Below are 22,384 nucleotides of genomic sequence, written 5' to 3' on the forward strand. Positions count from 1 at the left end.
CAGTTGTCATATGTTAAAATATAAGAAAAACACGAATATTGCTAATCAAGCGGTATACGATGTCTTTGAAAAACTAAGCATATCGCCAATTAGGCGGCATGTCTCACTACTTTACTTGAAAGGGTGTTTATTTTGAACGATTGTATTTTTTGTAAAATCATTGACGGTACCATTCCAAGTACAAAAGTTTACGAAGATGAAAACGTCTATGCATTTATGGATGTTTCACCTTTAACAAAGGGACATACTTTATTAATTCCGAAACAACATGTCCAAGATTTATTTGAAATGCCAGAAGAAGTTGCATCCAAACTTTATTCCGTTGCACCTAAAATTGCTAATGCAATTAAAGATGCCTTTCATCCACAAGGAATGAACACAATTAATAACAACGGTGCCTTTGCAGGACAATCTGTGTTCCATTACCATTTACACTTTATCCCTCGTTATGATGAAACAGATGGTTTAAAAGTTAAATGGGAAACAAAACAAAACGAGTTTACTTCTGATGTTTTACAAACGATCGCATCTCAAATAAAAGAAAACTTAAACGACTAAGATTGTATCCTTTTACAATTATATGAAATTCGTTGAATTGTATTCTATTATATGAGGTTGCAAAATATTTATTAAGCGATTAAAATCAATGTAAGTTTCGCTAACGGCAACGAGTGCACGTTAGGAAATGAGAGCATAGAAAAGTAGAGGAGAGTTTTGTAAATGAATACAAAAAATTTAGTTTTAATGGCGCTTTTAGTTGGTATAGGTGCAGCACTTTATCTTATAATCCCTGGTTACGGTGAAGGGATGAAACCAGATTTTATGTTAACGATGATGTTTATTGGGATTTTATTATTCCCTACCTTTAAGGAGACATTTTTGTTAGCTATTGCAACGGGTATTTTATCTGGTCTATTTTCCACATTCCCCGGTGGATTCGTTCCGAATATAATTGATAAAGTTGTGACAGGTATTGTCTTCTTTGTTATTGTGGTAGCATTACGTAAAGTAGCTCAAAAAATAGCGGTTGGAACAGTATTAGTTTGTTTAGGTACATTACTTTCTGGAACTACTTTCCTGTCAATGGCGTTAATGTTAGTAGGATTACCTGGAGGGCAAGCATTTGGGGCATTATTTGTCCTTGTTGTTTTACCAGCTGTATTATTAAATGCGATTGCGTTTATCATTATCTACCCAATTATTACAAACCTATTAAAACGTGCAAAATTCAACACGTCAATATCCCAAGCTTAAATGAAAAGTAGACAAAGTACATTCACTTTGTCTACTTTTTTTCTAGACAAATCCTTTCTGCTCTTACTTTTTTTAAATGTTCATTCATGGTTTAATATGGGGAAGAGAGGGAAACTTTTATATATATAGAAGAAAATAATAAACTATCGATTACAATATAGGAGTGATAAATATGCGTGCGAAACCATTTTTAATCGGATTATCAACAGGAATTATCGGAGGATTAACTGCTATTATTTTTTCTACTCCCCAATCGGGAAATGAGCTTCGTTCAAATGTTGCACGAAATTTAAAAATTGCTAAAACAAGATTATCTGAAATTCAACACCATTCCAGTTCAGTGAAAGAGTCGATTATAACTTTAAAAAACGAAGCGAAAAATAATATCCCAAATATAATGAATGACTTAAAAGGTTCCATTTCCAATTTTAGACAAGAAATTGGATCGGATACAGAGAAGTTAAAAGAAGAAATAGAAGGATTACAGAGATCTATCGCCGAAATCGAGAATAATTTATCAGAAATCAATAATAACAAGAAAAAAGAATAAAAAAACAATTACTCATTTATACCTAATTTATGGTTATTAAATGGGTAATTTTTAATTATTTCATCGTAAATTTTAATATTTTTCAGGCAAAATTCAATTATTTAATTTTTCTAACTTTAAACTTTTTTCTTTTATTGCTATAATATTTTCATAATGTTAAGGAAAGAAGAAAGTAGGTGTTCGCTTTGTCTGATGATTCATACACAATGAAAGAAGCAATGCTTTATAGCCAAAGAATTGCTCAATTGTCAAAAGCATTATGGAAAGCTGTAGAGAAAGACTGGCAACAATGGATTAAGCCCTATGATTTAAACATCAATGAACATCATATTTTATGGATTGCCTTCCATCTAAAAGGAGCATCCATTTCCGATGTTGCAAGATTCGGAGTAATGCATGTTTCAACTGCTTTTAACTTCTCAAAAAAACTAGAAGAAAGGGGCCTATTAAAGTTCTCTAAGCGGGATGATGACAAACGTAATACTTATGTCGAGCTGACTCAAAAAGGCGAGGATCTAATTCTACTTATGTACGATCATTATTACGATACACATCATTCAATCCTTGAAGGATCTCTAGCATTAAAAGAATTGTATGGTAGATTTCCAGAATTTCTTGATGTTATGGCCGTTATACGTAACATTTATGGGGAAGATTTTATTGAAATTTTTGAGCGTTCATTTAAAAACTTCCGTTCTTCTATCGTTGAAGATGAAGACAAATTGATTGTGAAAAGATAAATGACAAATCAAAACCCTTTATAAAGTATGAATATGTTTTAGAATGTCAAGGATGATTATGAGTGTAGCGATACACTCTTTTCTTTTTCTTAAAAAGATTTTCAAAAAATTGGTGTAGCATTAAGACCTTTTTTCCATTACAATATTTTCACTATAAATTTTAAATGGGGTCATTTATCTTGCATTGTTGGAAAACAATAAACATAAAAAAAGAATATGGATCAACTTGGATAGCGATCATGGTAACTTCCTTATTTATACTAGTTTTTTCCTTTTCTTATTTAGTATTTAATCGCTTACACCCAACTTTATATCGGGATGATAATTTTTGGCTATTTGTCGTTGTGTTACTATTACTCTATCCATTACATAAGCTTATCCATTACTACTCGCTTTTCGATTATCGAGTCTTTGTTAAATTTCGAATGCGTATCGATTACAAGTTTATTCCAATCATTCGCATGCGTATTAAAACTATTATTTCAAAAAAACGATATATTTTTACGTTATTAGCACCGTTTATCATAATAAATACAATACTCATCATATTTGCTATTTCTATTCCCCAGTACACCCACTTCAGTTGTATTTTATTGGGGTATCATTGCAGTATTTGTTTTGTGGATCTTTTATATGTAAAAAATTTAATTGTTGCTCCTAAAGATGCTGTCATTGAAGAAACACCCAAGGGTTGTGAAATTTTAGTAAGAACCCTTTAGTGGTATAATTACTTGTATTACATTGACATTTTTTGTATCCTTAAAGGAAGTGAAAGAGGGGAGGAATAGACTTGCTACTTTTCGTTGTAGTGCTATTCTCAGTGTTTTATTTGTTTCAAATAAACCGCATGACATATGCACTTGTCATGTTAAAAGAAATTCCAGAAGAAAAGCATGAAAAAATATTCCGTACCATAAATGTACTGGTTACCATTTTATTAGTTTCCTTTTACGTTGAAGTTTACGTTGCAATGTAAAAGAAACTTGAAAAATTAATTTTGACTTACAATGGTTGCAATATAGGGGTTTAAAGAAGTTGGTATGGATAAAAAGATAAGAGAGCTAATGCTAAACATTAGCTCCCTGCCTGTTTCGTTACGTATGTTGTTTTATTAGTAAATGAACGCAGCACCTACAATGATTAATAAAATGAACAACACAACTAATAACGCGAAACCACTACCATATCCGCCATTATAGCTTCCCATCACGACACCCCCTTTCAAAAACTATAGTATGCATGCATGTTCGTGGCATATAGGCAAATAAACATGCAACCATTTTTGTTTTTAATCCGTTTATGTTATAGTTACTATTGATTTCAATCGAAGTTAGGAGAGTTTATTACTTATGAAAAAACCGTTTTTAGCACTAACACTAGCTACTTCCGTTTTCGCTCTATCAGCATGTAACTCTGGTGATGAGGTAGTTGTTTCAACTTCATATGGAGATATTTCGAAAGATGAATTTTACGATGATATTAAAAAACTTGCAGGTAATGCCCTATTAGAGCAAGTTGTCATTGAACAAATTTTAGAAAGTAAATACAAAGTGACGGATGAGGAAGTAGATGAGCAATTCAAAGCTGTTAAAGAACAATATGGTGATTCTTTTGAATCTGTATTATCATCAAACGGCCTAACTGAGGAAGCATTCAAAGATAACGTTCGTTTCTCTCTTTTACAAGAAAAAGCTCTTGCAGAAGATGTAACGGACGAACAAATTGAAAAATATTACAATCAAGGAAAATATGAATTAAATGCACGTCACATTTTAGTAGCTGACGAAGAAACAGCTCGTAATGTGAAAGAAAAACTAAATGCTGGTGAAGATTTTGCTGCATTAGCTAAAGAATATTCAACAGACGGTTCTGCTTCTAACGGTGGAGAACTTGGATGGTTTACTGTCGGATCAATGGTAGATGAATTCAATGATGCTGCTTATGCTTTAGAAGTAAATGAAATTAGTGAACCAGTTCAAACACAATATGGTTACCATATTATCCAAGTAACGGACAAGCGTGAAGTAAAAGATTACGGTACATTGGAAGAAAAAGAAGATGAAATTAGAAAAGCCTTAGCACAAAAAGGCGACTGGCAATCAAAAGTAGTAGAGCTAGTAAAAGAAGCTAAAGTAGATATTAAAGATAAAGACTTAAAAACAGCTTTAGACCACTACACAGCAACGGAAGAGAAAGCGTCTGACGATAAAGCTGCTGAAGATGAAAAAGCTACTGAAGACGAAAAATCAGATAAATAATCAAATTGATTTAAAAGCGTAGTATTTTTCAAATACTACGCTTTTTCATATTTTATATTTGTCGTTTCCTTCCCTACTAAAAAAGCCGTTACCTTATTAGGTAACAGCTTTTAATATTTTTATTTCATTGTGAACTGCTAATTACTCAAAGGTTGGCTTGTAGAAAGAACGATTATCAAGTGGGAAAAGTCTTTCCGTAAACTCACCAGGTTTTGTTTTCGATAATGCCCTTGTTAACATGTTCATTTTGGCATCAATATTATCAATGTAATGGAGAATTTCAGCTTCTTGAACCATTGGCTTTTTCGGGCTACCCCATTCCTCTTTACCGTGATGGGATAACACAATATGTTTTAAAATGACAACTTCTTCCCCATCAATGCCTAATTCCTTAGCAGCCTGACCAATTTCATCAACCATAATGGAAATATGGCCTAATAAATTTCCTTCTACCGTATAGGCTGTAGCAATCGGACCCGTCAGTTCTTTTACTTTCCCAATATCGTGCAATATAATTCCTGCATAAATTAAATCGCGATTTAACGTCGGATAAAGATCACAAATTGATTTTCCTAGACGAAGCATTGACACAACATGATCGATTAATCCAGAAGCATAATCATGATGATTTTTCGAAGCGGCTGGAAAAACGGATAGTTCTGATTGATATTTTTTTATAATGTATCGTGTAATTCGTGAAATATTTGGATTTTTAATTTCAAAGAAAAATTGTGTCAGTTCTTCAAAAAGCTCTTCTTTCGGTGTAGATGCAGACGGTAATAAATCATTTATTTGAATACCTTCATCTGCTCGAGCAACCCTTATTTGTTTAATTCGAAGCTGGTTTTTCCCACGATAATCGTGAATCTCCCCACCAATATGTACGATAACTTCAGGACGATACATATTTTCATGCTCTTCGTTCGTATCCCATAATTTCGCCTCAATATCCCCACTCTTATCTTGTAAGATGAGTGTCATGAAAGGTTTGCCTACTGTTGTAACTCCTTTTGTTGCTTGTTTAATTAGTAAAAATTGATTCACTGATTCCCCCGCTTGGAGTTGGGTTATTCCTTTCATATCGAAAACACTCCTTTTTCTCTTCATTCCGTATGAAACTCTTATATTACTATTGTAACACGGGAACCTAATAGATACGATTTAAAATCAAAAGAACATTCCATTAATCAAATTTTCTTTATTTTCAATGAATTAATTCGATAGATTATGTATAATGTATTATATCTTCTAGTATGTAAAAAGGTGGGGGTACAATGGAGAATTTTCGTTTTACAGCATTTGAAAAAACAGGGGAAATTTTATTTGATGAAATTTGGACATTCGAAAGTGAAGAGGTTGCTAAAGAAAAGGGCCAAAAACAAATTGAAGAGCATGGGGTAGAAAATAAAACCCATCGTCTTGTTAATTCGAAGGGAAAATTGATTTTATTTCACATTTAAGTTAATACAAATTATTAGGCGTCTCCAAAAGCAGAGACGCCTATCTATTATTTCCCCTTAAATTGCTGCGTTCTTTTTTCAATGAATGCTTTAATGCCTTCTAAATGGTCTTCCGTTTTACGCATACGTACTTGCCCTTCTGATTCTAATTCTAATATCGATGTTAGTTCAGATAATTTTTGTTTATGTAAAATCGACTTCGTTTCTAACATCGCTAAAATCGGAGAAGATAAAATTTTACCGACTAATTGATCGACAAAGGATTCTGACTCTCCTTCTCCCACTTTATGATCGATTAAACCTAAATCAAGGGCTTCTTCTGGACTCATAACATTTCCAGCCCATATAAGTTGTTTTGCCTTTGATGTACCTACCCGTTCTTTCATAAAGAAGTGGCCACCGCCATCAGGAATTAAACCAATACCGATAAAGTTCATGGCAAGTTTACTTTTCTCTTCGGCAACAATAATGTCACAACCTAACGCTAAACTAAACCCTAATCCTGCAGCTGCACCGTGGATTTGTGCAATTGTAATCATTGGCAACTGATACAAAGCTAAAACCATTCTTGAAATATATTCCATGATGTTTCCGAAATCTTTCGGATCACCGGACGTCATCATCATTTTAATATCCCCGCCAGCTGAAAAGATGTTCCCTTCGCCTTTTATTACTAAAATTTGAACTTCAGGATTATCTTTCAGAAATTCTAAACAATCGGCTAGTTCTTTCATCATTTGAAAATCCATGGCATTTGCCACATTCGGTCTGTTAAAGGTTAACGTTGCACGTCGATCTGCCATCTCTACTTTTATTGTTTCATAAGCCATCATACCATCCCCTAATTTTTACAATTTATAGTTAACTATTCAATTTCTATCATCAAATATCCTTTATTTACTTAAATAATTCCCTACTTGTCTCCCGGAAAACAAACAGCCGCCAACAAAAGTCCCTTCTAGTGATCGGTAGCCATGGATACCTCCGCCACCGAAGCCGCTCACTTCACCTGCTGCATATAACCCTTTCAAGATTTCTCCTGCTTCATTTAATACTTGACCATTTAAATTTGTTTGTAGGCCACCTAATGTTTTTCGCGTTAACAAATTTAATCTAACCGCTATTAATGGACCATTTTGTGGATCAAGGAATTTATGGGGTTTTGCTACCCGTATTAGTTTGTCGCCTACGTAATTTCTTGCACTTTGAATGGCCATTACCTGTATGTCTTTCGTAAATTTATTCTCTATTTCCCTGTCTCTTGCCAAAATTTGTTCTTTTATTTTCATAAAATCTAATAAGTCATTTCCAACAAGTTGATTCATTCCATCCACTAAATCTTTTAAACTTCTTTCTACAATGAAATCTTCTCCAAATTCTTTAAAAGATTTAATTGGAGTCGGAGGTCCCGGTAAAACGCGCTTCAATAACTGTAAATAACTTTTATTCGTCAGATCAGGATTTTGTTCTGAGCCAGAAAGGGCAAACTCCTTCTCAATAATTTTTTCTGTTAATATGAACCACGAATAGTCGTGTCCCGTTTTTTGTATAGCCTCTAACGTACTTAACGTATCAAAGCCAGGGAAATTTGGGGCACTGAAACGATTCCCTAGTGCATCAAACCACATGGAAGAAGGGCCCGGTAATATTCTAATTCCATGATTGTTCCAAATCGGTTTCCAGTTTTTCAAACCTTCCGTATAATGCCACATGCGGTCCTTGTTCACTATACGAGCACCAGCATTTTCTGAGATTTTTAACATTCTTCCATCAACAAAGGCGGGCACTCCTGCAATCATCTGCTTCGGTGGGTTGCCTAACCTTTTCGGCCAGTTTTGTCGAACGAGTTCCATATTCGCTCCGATTCCACCACTAGCAACAATGACTGACTCTGCAAAATATTCAAAATCAGCCACTTCTATTCTCGAACTTTCCTGTCCCCGTTCAATTTGACATTCTTCAAGTACCTTTCCACTAATCCCTATGACCTCACCGTTTTTTGTTATAAGTTCATCAACTCTATGACGTGGCTTATAATCGATTTTCCCTACCTTTTCAGCTTGCAGTACTTTTTTTGCAAAGGGCTCTACAAGTCCTGGTCCCGTACCCCAAACGATATGAAATCGAGGCACTGAATTGCCATGTCCGCCAGCTAACGCCCCTCCCCGCTCTGCCCAGCCTACGATAGGGAAAAATTTAATGCCGATTAACTTTAGCCATTCGTACTTTTCTTCAGCTGCAAACTCTACATATGCTTGTGCCCATTTATAACTCCATACATCTTCATCTTCCAGTCTGTCAAAACCAGCTGTACCAAGCCAATCTTGCCATGCTAATTCTTTACTATCTTTAATACCTAATCTTCTTTGTTCTGGAGAATCGACTAAAAACACTCCCCCAAAAGACCAAAAAGCTTGGCCCCCTATCGAATTTGCCGGTTCTTGATCAACAATTAGTACTTTTTTATTCCCATCAAGTAATTCACAAGCTGCAGTTAATCCAGCGAGCCCAGCCCCAACAATGATGACGTCGTATTTCACACTTCCACCCCTTTTTGAAATGTATAATGTTATCTTTCTTGAACATTCTTTTTATTTCCTCTTTTCATTGAAGAATAAATTAACTTACTTGCCTGATTTTCTTTAAAAGACGAAAAATCTTAAAAACCTCAATTTAGTTAATTTAATCGAATAAAATCAACCTAATATTCTGATACTTCTACCATTTTCCCAATGTTAATAGCGTATAAGGATGGATATAAATACGAACGTTATATAAAATAAACTAGATAATATTCGTATATAATAGGTATTATTATCTTATAACGAAATTTTTTTTGAAAACATGTTGACAAAACTGAACAATAGGGATTATGATGTTAACAATTAAATCAACGAAAAATATTAGGACGGAGACATACTCTTTCCTCGAAAACTTAAGAGAGCTGATGGTTGGTGAAAATCAGTGTTTTCTATGATTGAAGTTCCACTCCCGAATAGATTAGCGGAAATACAAGTATGCTAATCCGTAATCGTGCACGTTACGCATTTGCTTAAAGGTTGTCTGAGTCTATTTCAGCAACGAAAAAGGGTGGTACCGCGTAAGAATGTTAATTTAGCCTTTCGCCCCTTACTTAATTGTAGGGAGCAAAAGGCTTTTTATATTTTTTAGAAGCTTTCCCTTCTAAATTATCAAAATCTTTAGAAAAAACATATTTAAAGGAGCGTATTATTCAAATGGTAACAAAAACTGCTACGACAACAGATGAAATTAATGTATTTATTGCTGATCCCCTAAGTGAAGATGGTATTTTCCCCCTTCGCCAGGAAACCGAATTAAACTTAAATGTAATCGTCGATACAGGTCTCACACCACAACAATTAATTTCTAAACTAGCTGACGTCCATGTTCTTTTAGTACGTAGCCAAACAAAAGTCACACGGGAAATTATCGAAGCAGCAAAATCCTTAAAATTAATCGGACGTGCTGGTGTAGGTGTTGATAATATCGACTTGGCAGCAGCAACAGAACACGGAATTATCGTCGTTAATGCACCAGATGGGAATACGAATTCTGCAGCTGAACATACAATCGCGATGATGACTTCCCTAGCTCGTCATATTCCCCAAGCCTACAACTCTTTAAAAAATGGAATTTGGGATCGTAAATCTTACGTTGGCGTTGAGCTTAAAAACAAAACGTTAGGTGTCCTTGGTTTCGGGCGTATCGGTACAGAGGTAGCTTACCGCGCAAAAGGTCAACGAATGAACGTTATTGCTTATGACCCATTTTTAACAGAAGAGCGAGCAAAAGAACTAGGCGTAACAAAAGGAACAGTAGATGAAGTCGTTCAAGCTGCTGACTTTATTTCAGTTCATACACCGCTTCTACCGGAGACTCGTAACTTATTAAATAAAGAAAAATTCGCTATCATGAAAGACGGCGTTCGAATTATTAACTGTGCCCGTGGTGGAATTATTAACGAAGACGATTTATACGATGCAATCGTCGAAGGAAAAGTTGCCGGTGCAGCCCTTGACGTATTCGTTGAAGAGCCAGCGACAGATCACAAATTATTGAATTTACCCCAAGTCATTGCTACTCCTCACTTAGGTGCTTCCACAATAGAAGCGCAAGAATCAGTAGCCGTGGACGTTTCAAATGATATTATTAAATTCTTTAAAACAGGTACGGTTACAAATCCTGTGAATATGCCTTCGATTCCAAAAGAGTTATTGGCACAAGTAGAACCGTTCTTTGAATTAGCTGAGAAATTGGGTTCTTTCTTATCTCAAGTGACGACTGAAGCCATTAAAGAAGTGAATATTTCTTATGCTGGTGAAGTAGCAAATTACGATGTCCGTCCATTAACATCTAATGGATTAAAAGGATTGCTCATAAAAAATCATGGTGACCACGTAAACGATGTAAATGCCCGTTATTTATCTGAACGAATTGGGATTAAAATTAATGAGCATAAAACGACTACTGCGAAAGGTTTTACGAATCTAATCACAGTAGAAGTTAAAACAGAGCATGAAGTACACTCAGTAGCAGGAACATTATTAAACGGCCTTGGGGCTCGTATCGTAAAAGTAGAAAATTATGTTGTAGATGTTATTCCTGAAGGTCGCCTACTTTATATTAAAAATACAGATAAACCAGGTGCAATTGGTCGTGTTGCCACAAAATTAGCTGAAAAAAATATTAACATCGCCACAATGCAAGTTGGTCGAGATCAAATTGGCGGCACTGCTGTCATGATGTTGACAATTGATAACGATGTAACCGAATTCGATTTACAATACGTAGCTCAACTTGAAAATATAGATGAAGTTAAAGCAATTACTTTATAATACTTATATAAAAAGCCGCGCAAAGAAAAAATTGCGCTGCTTTTTTCTTAATTTAATACTTGATAAAGTACATAAAACCATTATTTATGAGCAATATAAAAGTATTGTATTTCTGGAAAAAGAGAAAGGGGCAACCATCATTGTCGGAACAATTATCATTAGATCCAATTTCTCTAAAGAAAGAAACAATTAGTGGAAATTTACAAAGTACTATGGAGATTTTCAATTCCTTTTACTCGATTCCTATCAATAGTGATGTTAAAGTTCGAAACCTTCTTATTGGCGGATTAAATAAAAAGGCTTCTATCATCTATATAAGTACCATTACAGATTCCCAAGTCATTGAAAATCAAGTTATAAAAAACCTACTATTAAATAGTGATGATTCGAAGGAAGTTCAAGATATTCTATCAACGAAAACAATTAAAAATGTAGAAATAATTGGGGATATATTAAAAGAAATAAATAAAGGAAATGTTGTAATTCTCGTTGATGGACATTCCATGGCTTATATTATCGATGCAAGCAAATTTCAAGGAAGATCTATAGAAAAAGCAGAAAATGAAGTATCCCTTAAAGGACCAAAGGAAGCATTTAATGAACAAGCAGTGGCGAACATTTCATTAATTCGGAAGAAGATTAAAAATGAAAGTCTCATTGTTGAAATAACCCCAGTTTCCGTAAGAGCCAATAATGAATTATATATTCTTTACATGAAGGATTTAGTAAATGACGAATTACTTCAATCAGTGAAAGAAAGAGTCAATTCACTAGATGTAGCATCTATACAAAACCTCTCTTTATTAGAACAATTTATTGAAGACCGGGAAAAATCCATTTTTCCAACTATTTTAAATACGGAAAAACCAGATCGGGCAGTTGCCTATTTAGAAGATGGTTTTATCATTTTACTAATGGATAATTCACCGACATCTTTAGTATTACCCGCGACTTTTTGGTCTTTTTTTCATCTTTCCGAAGAAAATTATTTACGTATACTATTTGCAAACTTTATAAGATCATTACGGATTTTAGCCTTATTTATCACTTTATTTGCATCTGCTACCTATATTTCCATCACAAATTATCATGTGGAAATGATTCCAACAGATTTACTTTTAGCAATCTCAGCAACTAGAGAAATTGTACCATTCCCATCGGTCATTGAAATATTGTTAATGGAAATCGCCTTCGAACTTATTAGGGAAGCTGGTTTAAGAGTGCCAAGCCCGATTGGTCCAACCATTGGCATTGTTGGAGCTTTAATATTAGGACAAGCGGCTGTACAAGCGAATATTGTCAGTCCACTTGTAGTCGTTATCGTTGCCCTTGGCGGCTTATCCTCCTTTGTAATTGGTGATATTAATATGAATTTCACCATTCGATTATTAAGATTTCTATTTATTATCTCAGGGGCACTTTTCGGATTTTATGGGATGGCAGCAGTATTTACTGTCATTTTATTTTATATGCTATCCATCAAGACTTTTGGGGTTCCATATTTATCTCCGATGACACCAAAATATGTTTCCTCAAAGGATACTGTGTTCCGGAAATTATTACAAAATCAAATATTTAGACCCGGTTATTTAAAACCGAAAGATATGGATAAAAAAGCAGGAGAATAGCGATGGACAAAACAAAGGGGACAATTGGTACAAGAGAATTTATCGCCATTATTATTCTTACAATCGGAACAAAATTGGAGGATGATACACCAAGTCTATTTTTTAGTAGTATGGGAAGTGCTGCTTGGATGGCACCTATTATTATTGGGGTCACAACCATCTTACCCGTTTTTTTTATACTAAAAATTTTCACAATATATCCAAATAAAACTTTTGTTGAAATTATTAAAGAAGTATTCGGGAAATATGTTGGATTTTTCGTCCTATTCGCATTATGGATTATTCAAATCTATGCCCTTATCATCGATTCCTCCATTTATACAGATATTATGGGAACGATGTACTTTAACGATACACCTACTATTGTTATTTACGCAGTATTAATTTCTGTAGCGGCATATGGAGCAAAAAAAGGTTTTGAACATATTAGTTCCTATGCATGGATTATTATTGCCGGTGTAAAAGTTACCGCATTAACCGTTTTAGTATTAATAGTTTTACAAGGTCGTCCCGAATTTATTTTCCCTCTATTTGGAACAGGAAAATGGGAAATTATAAAAGGAAGTACATCTTATATATCTATTTTTGCAGATTTATTTTATTTTGCATTCATTGCTTCGTATTTAAAGAGTACAAAGGTTTTAAAAAAAGGGATGTGGATTGGGTTAGCCTTTATAACGATTGAAATTTCTACAGCCATTATGTCTTATGTAATGCTGTTTGATTTTAATGGTATAAAGCTAATCGGCTATCCTTACCATGAGTCTATACGAACAATCCAACTCGGGTTTATAAGAAATACAGAGTCGCTATTCTTTCCCTTTTGGTTAATTGCAACTTTTGCGAGATTTTCCTTTTACTTTTATATAAGCGTCTTATTATTCAGCACTCTATTTAAAATTAGTCAAAAGGAATTCATTATCCCTATACTTGCAACATTAATCGTATTTTTCGGTATGATACCTGAAACTCCAACCTTTGCAATTTATACGTTAAGAGGAGAATTTTTAAAACTAGTTACTCCAGTGTTTTTGTTCCTACCATTTGTTATATGGGTATTAACAAAGCTAAAAGGAGGTTCAAAAAATGATAAAAAGAAAGCAGCTGAGTAAATTAAAATGTACCCTATAAGAAAGACACTTGAAAAAAGGTCTCTCTTATAGGGTACTTTTATTTATAATGAAATAAAATAAATGGTTGATGGAGCGGAAGAACATGTCGAAAAAGTTATTTACAGATCAAGAACAGAAATTACTCAAGAAACATCCTTATGTAAAAGCAGTGAGTGAAAAAGCAATAACATATACAGATGAATTTAAAGCAAGAGCCATTAAAGAATATGAGGAAGGGAAATTTCCACTTCAAATTTTTGAAGATGCAGGATTTGATATTGATATCGTAGGTAAAAAACGTGCAAAGTCTGCTTTAGAGCGATGGCGTGCTGCTTATCAAAAGAATGGTGTAGCTGGGCTTGTGGATACACGTAAACACTCTTCAGGACGTCCACTTGAGCGAGAATTAAGTATAGAAGAAAAGTACGCAAGGTTAGAGGCGCAAAATGCATTATTACGTGCAGAAAATGAACTACTAAAAAAGATCGATTTAGCAGAAAGGTTGTTGATAAAGAAAAAGAGAAATTAACAGCGGAACAAAAATTTCAGTTGATCCAGTATGTGATAGAAAAACACCGCTTAAAAAGAATGGTAAGCTACCTTTGTAAATTAGTTGGAGTCTCTCGATCGGGCTACTATCGTTATTTTTCAGAAGAAGCACAACTTAGTAGACAAGCTAGTGATCAGGCAGATGAGACAGTCAAAGAAATCATTTTAAAAGCGTTCAATTTCCGTGGTCGTAAGAAAGGTGCACGTCAAATTAAAATGACGTTAGAAAATCAGTATCAAATTACATATAACCTAAAGCGAATTCGTCGTATCATGAAAAAGTTTCAAATCATCTGCCCCATTCGAAAAGCAAATCCATATCGAAGAATGGCCAAAGCAACGAAAGAACATAGAACTTTACCAAATCTATTAAACCGTAAATTTAAGCAAGGAATCGCTAGAAAAGTATTATTAACAGACATTACATATTTGAGTTATGGAAAAGGAAAACGTGCCTACTTATCCGCTATAAAAGATGCCGAAACCAATGAAATTTTAGCATATGAGACATCGGATAAAATTACACTAGATATTGCATTAAATACATTAAAGATGTTGAAAAAGAATGGGATAAAATTGGCCGATGGCGCATTCATTCACTCTGATCAAGGGTTCCACTATACCAGCCCCCAATTTCAAAAGATGGTAAAGAAAATGGGACTAGAGCAATCTATGTCACGTCGTGGAAACTGTTGGGATAATGCCCCACAAGAATCGTTTTTTGGTCATTTTAAAGATGAAACAGACTTTAAATCGTGTGAAACATTAGAAGAAGTAAAAAGAGAGATTAAGAGTTATATGACTTATTACAATCATTACCGAGGTCAATGGAACTTAAAAAAGATGACGCCTGCACAATACAGTCACCATCTTCTTCAAGTTGCTTAAAAGCCTTTTTTAAAAATGTCCTTTACAAAGGGTACACTTTAAATTATCGTGCCTTTTTTTAATGTTAATTTTTTTAAGTGGTTGTTGGGATCAGTTAGCTATAGATGAAAGGGCCTATGCTTTTGCCATTGGACTAGATAAAGGAGAAGAAGAAAATCAAATTAAAATAACATTTCTTATTACGAATCCTGAATTATCTAGATCAGAAGGTGGACAAGGATCGAATGAACCTCCAAGAGAAATTATTACTTTTCAAACGAATGATTTAATTTCTGCGAAGGATATGGCGAATACGGTCATTACAAAACAGGTTTCATATACACAACTAGGCTATCTTCTTGTTTCGGAAGAATTAGCGAAAGACAAAAACTTTGTACGATTAATGTATGATGTTGCAAAGGAACCGGAAATAAAACGAGGTGTTCGGTTGATTGTAACAAAGGAGGATGCTAGTCAATTTCTAGAAAAAACTCAACCTAAACTTGAAACGAGGGTTCATAAATTTTTTGAATTAATACTCGAATATGGTATTCGAACAGGTTATATACCTGATACGGATATTAACAAATATTTTAGAATTACCGAAGCAAAAGGATCGATTTTTTTAGGAATATACGCTACTACTGAAAAAGACACTTCAGACAATCGTAAAGGCGAAGATAATTTTATAGCTGGGGAATTTAATGCAGAAGGACAAACGAATAATTCAGAATTCGCTGGATCTGCTGTTTTTAAAGAAGGTAGGATGTTAGGGACTTTAACGAGCGAAGAAACAAGACTTACTATACTACTAAATGATACATTAAATTCTGGGCATATGTTAACAACATTTCCCGACCCTTTTGATAGGGAGCATCAGGTTGTCACAAGGTTAGTAAAGAAAAGAAATAATGAAGTGAAGATAAATTTGAACGGGGATAATCCAACAATTGATATAACGATTCCTCTATATGTGGAAGTTCTATCAAATCATAGTATGATTAACTATGCAGTAGATAGTAAAAAAAGAAAGATTTTAAAAAATGATATTGAAGAACGTATTACTACGAAATTTGATAATCTCATTAAGAAGACGCAAAAGGAGTTTAAAGGGGAACCATTTGGTTGGTCCCTTGATGTTAGAAAACAATTTCCAACGATTCCAGCATACGAAAAATACAATTGGGGAGAAAAATATCCTGATTTACAAGTGAATGTATCGGTTAACATTAATTTTGGGCAATTTGGTAAACAAAGTGAAGTTCCTGCTTTAGAAGGAAGTGGCGATTAGGTTGGACTTAATCATTTGGTTGGTTATTGTCATCATGTTTCTATACGCAGTTGGTTTTGCCATCACCCTATGGAAAGAGCAAAACAAAAAAGGTGCCATTGCCGTTTTCATTTTGGCGATAATGATTGTAGTAGTTCCTTTTTTCTCTGTTTTACAATGACATCAGGAAAATAGAAAGCGAAATGACATTTGCACTGTCATTTCGCTTTCCTTGTTATAAATTCTTTAGCAGTTCTTTAAATTCGGTTAAAGACTTCACTTCGAAGGTTGGTGTTACTTTAGAATCGTTACTTTTCCCTTCCCGATTAATCCAAACGTTTTTCATACCGACACGAGCAGAACCTAATATGTCTGTATTTAAATTATCGCCTACCATTATCCCTTGATTTGGCTGAATATTTGCTTTCTCCATCATATATTCAAAAAGGGAGGCGTCCGGTTTTCCGACTCCAAAATCACCAGAAATAATAATATGATCAAAATAGGATTTAATTTCCGGGGTAATTTTTAATTTTAAATTTTGTAAGCTAGGTGCTCCATTTGTTAATAAAACTAACTGATATTTCCCCTTCAAATCATCAAGTACTTTATATGTATCTTCATATACGAAAGGTGAGTTTTTCCGTTCTTCTACAAAACGTTCACCTAGTTCAGCACCTAATGCGACATCATCTATCCCGATAGCTTTCAGACCGTTTGTCCAAGCATCTTTTCGATAAGTCGGAACGATTTTTTTCATTAATTGAAATGATTCAGACGAATCGTCAAAGGTACCCCATAATCCTTCAAAGGGATTTATCCCAATCGATACTGTATATTCATAGGTCTCATAAGATTCATATAATTTACGAGCATGGAGCCGAACCGCAGCCTCCAGCTCCTCCGGTTTTATATTATATTTTGTTGAAGCATAATAACATGTCTTTTCAAAAGCAGTTTGTATACTTTTTTTATCCCATAATAATGTATCATCTAAGTCAAAAATAATTGTATGAATTGGCATTTGGATCTCCCTATGTATGAATTTATTTGAAACGAAATTAATTTCCCACTATAAACCAATTATTGGTAGCTTTCTAAAATAGAAATAAAATGGTATATTTATTTTATCATATTTTCAGAATTATTCGGTTAATTTTCGAAAAATGAAAATATATTAAACTTGAAATTAGTACAAGCCATTATCTGTTTTTAGAAACGGCAGCTACTAGTAAAAGGAGAGAAATTATGATTAAGAAATTTGCAGCAGACGCTTTAGGACTTTCGGATATCGGTAAAGTAATTGAACCTCAAGACTACGATAAAACAGAATCGGATGATTACGTTTTACATGAGAAGGGCGAAAAAATTTACTTCCTTATAAAAACAAAAGCGGATGAATATTGTTTTACTAATTTTGCCCTTATACATGTTGATGGTGATTCCGCAGTAAGTAAAAAGCGTACATTAAGACGTTTTGATTATAAATATAATACGTTACGCCAAGTATCGCTCGAAACTGCAGGAACAATTGACCTTGATATTGAAATAAAATTCACAATTGGCGAAACGCCATTATCAATTGATATTAATAAAAGTTATGCAGAAAAAATAAAAGACCTTTATAAAAGCTTAATTACAATTGAACGTATGATGCGAGATAACGAAAAACATCGTAACTTTATGTTTGATAGTTTAGACTATGCGACAAGAAGTGTTTCTTCGACTGGTTATGGTCAAACATCCCCTGCCGAATCCTTTAAATCCATTGCTGAATTTGCTAACCAATGGTTAAAAGAAAGCAGTAACAACTACTCAAAAGAAGACTTTGGAGATGTGTTCGAATTATTTATTAAAAACTAATCATCTTAAAAGCAAATTAAAATATTCTACCAAAATAAAAGTGGTATTAGTTCTTTTCTAATACCACTTTTATTATATTGCTATATTCCCTTTAAAGTTACCATCCTCTCAAATCGACTCATTGATTGCCTTACGTTGAACAATAAAAAAGAATAGCCCTTGTCTATTCTTTTTAATTAACTGTATATTGATTTCGCCCATTTCGTTTTGATTTATACAATGCATCATCAGCTAATTTAAAAATTTTCTTTTCATCTGTAATCATTCCACGATAATTCGTACTTACCCCGATACTAATATGAATCGGAATTTTTTGATCATTTACCTCTATCACTAATGAAGTGAGATGTTTATGAAGATTTTCCACAATCGATTGTAATTCTTTTAAGTTTTCCACTTTTAAAATTGCAATAAATTCATCTCCGCCATATCTAGCCAAAAAGCTATTATAATTAGCTAAACAAAGATTTGCCTCGTAAGCGATTCTCTTTAATACATCATCACCAGCTAAATGGCCGTATTGATCATTTACTTCTTTAAAATAATCTACATCGAAAATGATAAACCCGATTAGACCATCTTGCTGTTGAGCTTCTACTAACCATTCTTTTATATTTTTTTCAAAATAATGACGGTTATAGCAATTTGTTAATGGATCCTTCGTTGACATTGATTCGTATTGTTTATTATTTTGAGAGACTTCTATTTGCATTAAATTTTGATTTAAATTAATTTCTTTCAACTTTAAAAGAATATTAATATAATCTTTCTGAATTGCGATTAAACGATCTTTATCATTTAGCTCCGTCATAATTTCTACTAAAGTTTTATTAATCTCTTCTAATTGAATTAAATCATTGTTATTTAATGCAAACCCTTTTGCTTTCTCTAATATTTCACACGCTTCTTCATAACGTTTTTGTTTTTTAAACCATAGTCCTTTATATTGATAAACATAAATAGAAGGTTTCACCATTTTTTTACCTTCAATGTAAGAAAATAAAAAATCAAAAAGCTCTTCAGCTTTATCAAATTGCTGAAGTTCTGTATAGGCCTTGGCTAAATTTAACCGAATATGTAAATAGGCAGGAATATCAAAACCACGCTCTTCGTAAAACTGCTTTGATAATTGAAGACATTTTGTAAGAAGTTCAACTGCTTCTTCCGATTGACCTATATCTATATAATGTACACTTAAATTATTATAAATATTGCAAAGTAATGATAGATCATTATATTGAACCGCTAAATTTTTCGCCTTATTTAAATATTCCAAATATTTATCTTTGTTACCAAGTTCTCCACAAGCAGCTGCAAAGGAATTAAAATATTTGATTTTTTGTTCAGTCGTTCCATACTCATCAATCCACTCTGAAGCCTTTTTTAAATCAGCAATACAAGATTGAATATCTCCTAATTGATAAGAAATCCAACTCCGATTCCAATATAGATCTATTAATATGGTGAAATTTTGTTCTTCTAATGCAAGACTTACCGTAGGGTCAAACAAATTAAAAAACTCTTCGAAACGTTCTTCTCTTGAAAGAGCGGTCATCGTAATGTTTAATTCCTTTAGTTCTTGCATATTTTCACTTCCTATCTATTTCCCACTACTTTTTCAAATCTTATATTTAAGTTATACATAAAATTTTAGTATATTACAAATTTTTCCAAATACTAAATTTACTATAAAAAGAATTTTCTGTCTTTTAGGTTCTTTCATTTTACCTATTATTTTGTAAAAATGAAAGGATTTTTGAAACATAAATAAAACAAAAATGTTAGTACTTTGAAACAAAAATAACTTGTATTTATACAGTTCGTGTTAAAAAAAGACAGAGAACAATTCTCTGTCTTACAAAATCTACTGCTTAATCTGTGTATGGTACAAATCATTTAGCATTTCAATTTTTTTCTCAATAGCCTCTTCAAAAGTCATAATATAGGCAGCCGGATCTTTCGGATTATGGAATTGTGTAATTTTACCTGTTACCGGATTAACAAATTTCGTTGAAGCGCCACAACCTATTCCTAAAATCGTCTGAACTTCTTCCATAATCACAATATTATAGATGCTTTCTTCTCCTGGTTTACAGTACCCGACATTTTCTAAATTACCTAAAATATTTTTTTGACGGTATAAATAATAGGGAACATAACCGTTTTCAGCTGTCCAAGTACTTGCCATTTCCATCATTTTTGTAACCGTCTCACGATCAGCGACTTTATATTTATCTTTATTATGGGTCATTTCCGAAGCCCGTTTAAAAGATAAAGTGTGTACGGTTAACGACTCAGGTTGCATTTTCCCACTTTCGTCTAATGAATGTTGGAATTCCTCAATTCCTTCATTTGGTAAACCAATAATTAAATCCATATTAATATTGTTCATTCCCGAGTTACGAGATAACCAAAATTTATCGATTGTTTCTTGTACAGAATGATGACGACCAATCGCTTTTAAAGTTTCATCTGTATAACTTTGAGGATTAACTGAAATACGATCAATTCCCCATTTTTTTAATACTTCTATTTTCTCAATCGTAATCGTATCAGGGCGACCTGCTTCTACCGTAATTTCCCTAATTTTCTCTGGATTTGGAAAGGATTCAAACATCGTTTGATAAAGGGCATCCATTTCATGGGCTTCTATTGAAGTAGGAGTACCTCCACCCCAATAAACGGAAGTAATATTCATATTATTTTCTTTAAGCCATTTTCCCATTGCACGAATTTCGATATGCAATCCATCGATAAAAGATTCGACACGACCAGCTTTCCTATTGCTTGCGATAGCATAGGCTGGGAATGTACAGTAGGCACACTTTGTCGGACAGAATGGAACTCCAATATAAACTGAAAGTTCCTTACCGATTTCGTCTAAATCTGGAATTGTCTCTAATTGGCGTTTAACAATTTCACGCATAAGGGCAATTTTAGAATCTGATATACGGAAATCCTTTTTCAAAATAGCAAATATTTCTTCATCCTTTAATCCTTGTTTCCGATATTTGTGGTAAAGCTTTGTAGGACGCACTCCCGTTAAAATGCCCCATTGTTGGGTCATGCCTGTATATTGCTCAAGGGCATCTAACATCACATGGGACAAGGCACGTTTCATACGGATACCTTGTTCTTTTTCCGTTCCTTCCGATTCATAACGAATCGAATAATCACTTGTATATGTTTCGTTTTCTACTTCTAATTCACAAGCTGTATGAATGGAGAAATCTTTATCTATTGAATAATGAAAACGAAAAGAAAGTTCTGCATCGTCGGCAGCTACTACAATCTTTGAGTCTTCAAAAAATAAATTTGCTATATGATTTAACACGCGATTCCAATCTTCTTTAAACACTTCATTAACTTGGATCTTTTTCATCGTTTATACTCTCTTCCCTATTAATATTCGTTCATTTAACAACAAAGGAGAATTCCTACTCCCTAAACAGCTTATCTAATCAGCGATGTATGTGAAGGGAGATTTTCAAACGTTAATTATAACATGTCATTTAAATATAACAAATTGTTCATTAAAATGGCTCATTATTACTTTTATATTGACATTTATTTTCTTCATAAAAAAACCACACAATTTTTTTGTGTGGTTTAAACTATTACAATCCGTCGTATAAAGACTGGATAGGTTTTACTAATATACGATTTACTTCTTCAATTACTTTGCTTAAAGCCATTTCAGCCTCTAACATAGCTAAAATTTTCGGGCTTGATTGGGCTAATTGAGCAGCCTTTTGTGCAAAGATTAATTCATCTTCTTGTAACTCTTCACCGTTCATTTGCTTTTGTTGAAGCTTCATTTGAATATCACGGAAATTCGTAAACAATTTCGTCGCTTCTTCATCTGCTCGAACAGCTTCAACTGCATCTTTCAAAATTTTAAATTCATCCGTTTGACGTAAAGACGCTTCTAATTTGTTAATGTCTTCATAAATGTTAATCAAAAAATTTCCCACTCT

At 33.6% G+C, this 22,384-nt stretch carries 22 protein-coding genes, 1 pseudogene and 1 other annotated feature; of the genes and pseudogenes, 15 read left to right on the plus strand and 8 right to left on the minus strand.

The features are described 5' to 3' along the window. The first annotated feature begins 132 nt into the window (after positions 1-132). From MHH69_RS14565 to MHH69_RS14590, 6 genes are all read left to right on the plus strand, one after another. Complete coding sequence (locus MHH69_RS14565; protein WP_122970864.1) at positions 133-558, plus strand: HIT family protein; 426 nt, start codon at positions 133-135, stop codon at positions 556-558. A 162-nt stretch (positions 559-720) separates the two neighbouring features. After that, positions 721-1,254 carry a tryptophan transporter gene (locus tag MHH69_RS14570; protein WP_122970865.1) on the plus strand — a complete coding sequence of 178 codons (534 nt, stop codon included), beginning with the start codon at positions 721-723 and terminating at the stop codon, positions 1,252-1,254. Between the two features lie 172 nt (positions 1,255-1,426). Further along, positions 1,427-1,804: a YtxH domain-containing protein gene (locus MHH69_RS14575; RefSeq protein WP_122970866.1), complete on the plus strand. Its 378-nt coding sequence runs from the start codon at positions 1,427-1,429 to the stop codon at positions 1,802-1,804. 185 nt (positions 1,805-1,989) lie between these two features. Continuing rightward, a complete protein-coding gene (locus MHH69_RS14580; protein WP_122970867.1) occupies positions 1,990-2,544 on the plus strand; it encodes an HTH-type transcriptional regulator Hpr in 555 nt (184 codons plus the stop codon). A 179-nt stretch (positions 2,545-2,723) separates the two neighbouring features. After that, on the plus strand, positions 2,724-3,263 hold the full coding sequence (locus MHH69_RS14585) for a DUF3267 domain-containing protein (protein ID WP_341362607.1): 540 nt from the start codon (positions 2,724-2,726) through the stop codon (positions 3,261-3,263). Between the two features lie 71 nt (positions 3,264-3,334). Then, positions 3,335-3,520, plus strand: a complete 186-nt coding sequence (locus MHH69_RS14590) for a hypothetical protein (protein WP_122970869.1) — start codon at positions 3,335-3,337, stop codon at positions 3,518-3,520. Positions 3,521-3,655: 135 nt separating this feature from the next. On the opposite strand, the gene MHH69_RS14595 is transcribed toward MHH69_RS14590, so the two are convergent. Further along, positions 3,656-3,751: a YjcZ family sporulation protein gene (locus MHH69_RS14595; RefSeq protein WP_122970870.1), complete on the minus strand. Its 96-nt coding sequence runs from the start codon at positions 3,749-3,751 to the stop codon at positions 3,656-3,658. Positions 3,752-3,893: 142 nt separating this feature from the next. Between MHH69_RS14595 and MHH69_RS14600 the strand changes: the two genes are divergently transcribed. After that, complete coding sequence (locus MHH69_RS14600) at positions 3,894-4,802, plus strand: peptidylprolyl isomerase (protein ID WP_341362608.1); 909 nt, start codon at positions 3,894-3,896, stop codon at positions 4,800-4,802. Positions 4,803-4,943: 141 nt separating this feature from the next. On the opposite strand, the gene yhaM is transcribed toward MHH69_RS14600, so the two are convergent. After that, a complete protein-coding gene (gene yhaM, locus MHH69_RS14605) occupies positions 4,944-5,882 on the minus strand; it encodes a 3'-5' exoribonuclease YhaM (protein ID WP_122970872.1) in 939 nt (312 codons plus the stop codon). 194 nt (positions 5,883-6,076) lie between these two features. Between yhaM and MHH69_RS14610 the strand changes: the two genes are divergently transcribed. Continuing rightward, complete coding sequence (locus tag MHH69_RS14610) at positions 6,077-6,262, plus strand: YhzD family protein (protein ID WP_122970873.1); 186 nt, start codon at positions 6,077-6,079, stop codon at positions 6,260-6,262. A 47-nt stretch (positions 6,263-6,309) separates the two neighbouring features. Here the strand turns inward: MHH69_RS14610 and MHH69_RS14615 are convergent, their stop codons facing one another. Both MHH69_RS14615 and MHH69_RS14620 read right to left on the minus strand, forming a co-directional pair. After that, positions 6,310-7,092 (minus strand): enoyl-CoA hydratase, encoded by a 783-nt coding sequence (locus MHH69_RS14615; protein ID WP_122970874.1) that lies wholly within the window; start codon positions 7,090-7,092, stop codon positions 6,310-6,312. Positions 7,093-7,155: 63 nt separating this feature from the next. After that, the gene (locus MHH69_RS14620; RefSeq protein WP_341362609.1) at positions 7,156-8,802 is read right to left on the minus strand and encodes an FAD-binding dehydrogenase; all 1,647 of its coding nucleotides are present in this window, start codon (positions 8,800-8,802) and stop codon (positions 7,156-7,158) included. A gap of 356 nt (positions 8,803-9,158) precedes the next feature. Further along, positions 9,159-9,395, plus strand: a binding site (T-box leader). A 103-nt stretch (positions 9,396-9,498) separates the two neighbouring features. On the opposite strand from MHH69_RS14620, the gene serA reads away from it, so the two are divergent. The 6 genes and pseudogenes from serA (at position 9,499) to MHH69_RS14650 (ending at position 16,725) form a co-directional block, all read left to right on the plus strand. Then, positions 9,499-11,118, plus strand: a complete 1,620-nt coding sequence (serA, locus tag MHH69_RS14625) for a phosphoglycerate dehydrogenase (RefSeq protein ID WP_122970875.1) — start codon at positions 9,499-9,501, stop codon at positions 11,116-11,118. 140 nt (positions 11,119-11,258) lie between these two features. Beyond that, positions 11,259-12,746, plus strand: coding sequence for a spore germination protein (locus MHH69_RS14630; protein WP_341362610.1), 1,488 nt, complete (start codon positions 11,259-11,261; stop codon positions 12,744-12,746). A gap of 2 nt (positions 12,747-12,748) precedes the next feature. Next, entirely contained in the window at positions 12,749-13,858 is a 1,110-nt protein-coding gene (locus MHH69_RS14635; RefSeq protein ID WP_341362611.1) for a GerAB/ArcD/ProY family transporter, read from the plus strand. A gap of 103 nt (positions 13,859-13,961) precedes the next feature. Beyond that, positions 13,962-15,295 (plus strand): IS3 family transposase gene (locus tag MHH69_RS14640; protein WP_341361629.1). Its coding sequence is split into 2 segments (ribosomal slippage): positions 13,962-14,349 and positions 14,349-15,295, totalling 1,335 coding nucleotides; the frame shifts between segments, so codons are not numbered across the junction. A 49-nt stretch (positions 15,296-15,344) separates the two neighbouring features. Beyond that, a pseudogene (locus MHH69_RS14645) lies at positions 15,345-16,565 on the plus strand (Ger(x)C family spore germination protein); the annotation flags it as partial. Position 16,566: 1 nt separating this feature from the next. Next, positions 16,567-16,725, plus strand: a complete 159-nt coding sequence (locus tag MHH69_RS14650; RefSeq protein WP_158599663.1) for a hypothetical protein — start codon at positions 16,567-16,569, stop codon at positions 16,723-16,725. 54 nt (positions 16,726-16,779) lie between these two features. Here MHH69_RS14650 and MHH69_RS14655 read toward each other — a convergent pair whose 3' ends face one another. After that, the gene (locus tag MHH69_RS14655) at positions 16,780-17,568 is read right to left on the minus strand and encodes an HAD family hydrolase (RefSeq protein WP_122970879.1); all 789 of its coding nucleotides are present in this window, start codon (positions 17,566-17,568) and stop codon (positions 16,780-16,782) included. 224 nt (positions 17,569-17,792) lie between these two features. On the opposite strand from MHH69_RS14655, the gene MHH69_RS14660 reads away from it, so the two are divergent. After that, positions 17,793-18,407: a PH domain-containing protein gene (locus tag MHH69_RS14660; RefSeq protein WP_341362612.1), complete on the plus strand. Its 615-nt coding sequence runs from the start codon at positions 17,793-17,795 to the stop codon at positions 18,405-18,407. 172 nt (positions 18,408-18,579) lie between these two features. Here MHH69_RS14660 and MHH69_RS14665 read toward each other — a convergent pair whose 3' ends face one another. The 3 genes from MHH69_RS14665 to MHH69_RS14675 form a co-directional block, all read right to left on the minus strand. Continuing rightward, the gene (locus tag MHH69_RS14665; protein WP_122970881.1) at positions 18,580-19,992 is read right to left on the minus strand and encodes a tetratricopeptide repeat-containing diguanylate cyclase; all 1,413 of its coding nucleotides are present in this window, start codon (positions 19,990-19,992) and stop codon (positions 18,580-18,582) included. A 279-nt stretch (positions 19,993-20,271) separates the two neighbouring features. Then, positions 20,272-21,789 carry a coproporphyrinogen III oxidase gene (locus tag MHH69_RS14670; RefSeq protein WP_341362613.1) on the minus strand — a complete coding sequence of 506 codons (1,518 nt, stop codon included), beginning with the start codon at positions 21,787-21,789 and terminating at the stop codon, positions 20,272-20,274. A 235-nt stretch (positions 21,790-22,024) separates the two neighbouring features. Beyond that, a complete protein-coding gene (locus MHH69_RS14675) occupies positions 22,025-22,369 on the minus strand; it encodes a YlbF family regulator (protein WP_122970883.1) in 345 nt (114 codons plus the stop codon). Positions 22,370-22,384: the final 15 nt, after the last annotated feature.

It is taken from the genome of Ureibacillus sp. FSL E2-3493 (assembly GCF_038077515.1).
Taxonomy (GTDB): Bacteria; Bacillota; Bacilli; order Bacillales_A; family Planococcaceae; genus Ureibacillus; species Ureibacillus halotolerans.

Bases quoted from the DNA above. Each gene is read 5' to 3' on its own strand.
- MHH69_RS14570 (WP_122970865.1), top strand. From the start codon at position 721: ATGAATACAAAAAATTTAGTTTTAATGGCGCTTTTAGTTGGTATAGGT.
- MHH69_RS14575 (WP_122970866.1), top strand. From the start codon at position 1,427: ATGCGTGCGAAACCATTTTTAATCGGATTATCAACAGGAATTATCGGA.
- MHH69_RS14595 (WP_122970870.1), bottom strand. From the start codon at position 3,751: ATGGGAAGCTATAATGGCGGATATGGTAGTGGTTTCGCGTTATTAGTT.
- MHH69_RS14600 (WP_341362608.1), top strand. From the start codon at position 3,894: ATGAAAAAACCGTTTTTAGCACTAACACTAGCTACTTCCGTTTTCGCT.
- yhaM (WP_122970872.1), bottom strand. From the start codon at position 5,882: ATGAAAGGAATAACCCAACTCCAAGCGGGGGAATCAGTGAATCAATTT.
- MHH69_RS14610 (WP_122970873.1), top strand. From the start codon at position 6,077: ATGGAGAATTTTCGTTTTACAGCATTTGAAAAAACAGGGGAAATTTTA.
- MHH69_RS14615 (WP_122970874.1), bottom strand. From the start codon at position 7,092: ATGGCTTATGAAACAATAAAAGTAGAGATGGCAGATCGACGTGCAACG.
- serA (WP_122970875.1), top strand. From the start codon at position 9,499: ATGGTAACAAAAACTGCTACGACAACAGATGAAATTAATGTATTTATT.
- MHH69_RS14635 (WP_341362611.1), top strand. From the start codon at position 12,749: ATGGACAAAACAAAGGGGACAATTGGTACAAGAGAATTTATCGCCATT.
- MHH69_RS14655 (WP_122970879.1), bottom strand. From the start codon at position 17,568: ATGCCAATTCATACAATTATTTTTGACTTAGATGATACATTATTATGG.
- MHH69_RS14660 (WP_341362612.1), top strand. From the start codon at position 17,793: ATGATTAAGAAATTTGCAGCAGACGCTTTAGGACTTTCGGATATCGGT.
- MHH69_RS14665 (WP_122970881.1), bottom strand. From the start codon at position 19,992: ATGCAAGAACTAAAGGAATTAAACATTACGATGACCGCTCTTTCAAGA.
- MHH69_RS14670 (WP_341362613.1), bottom strand. From the start codon at position 21,789: ATGAAAAAGATCCAAGTTAATGAAGTGTTTAAAGAAGATTGGAATCGC.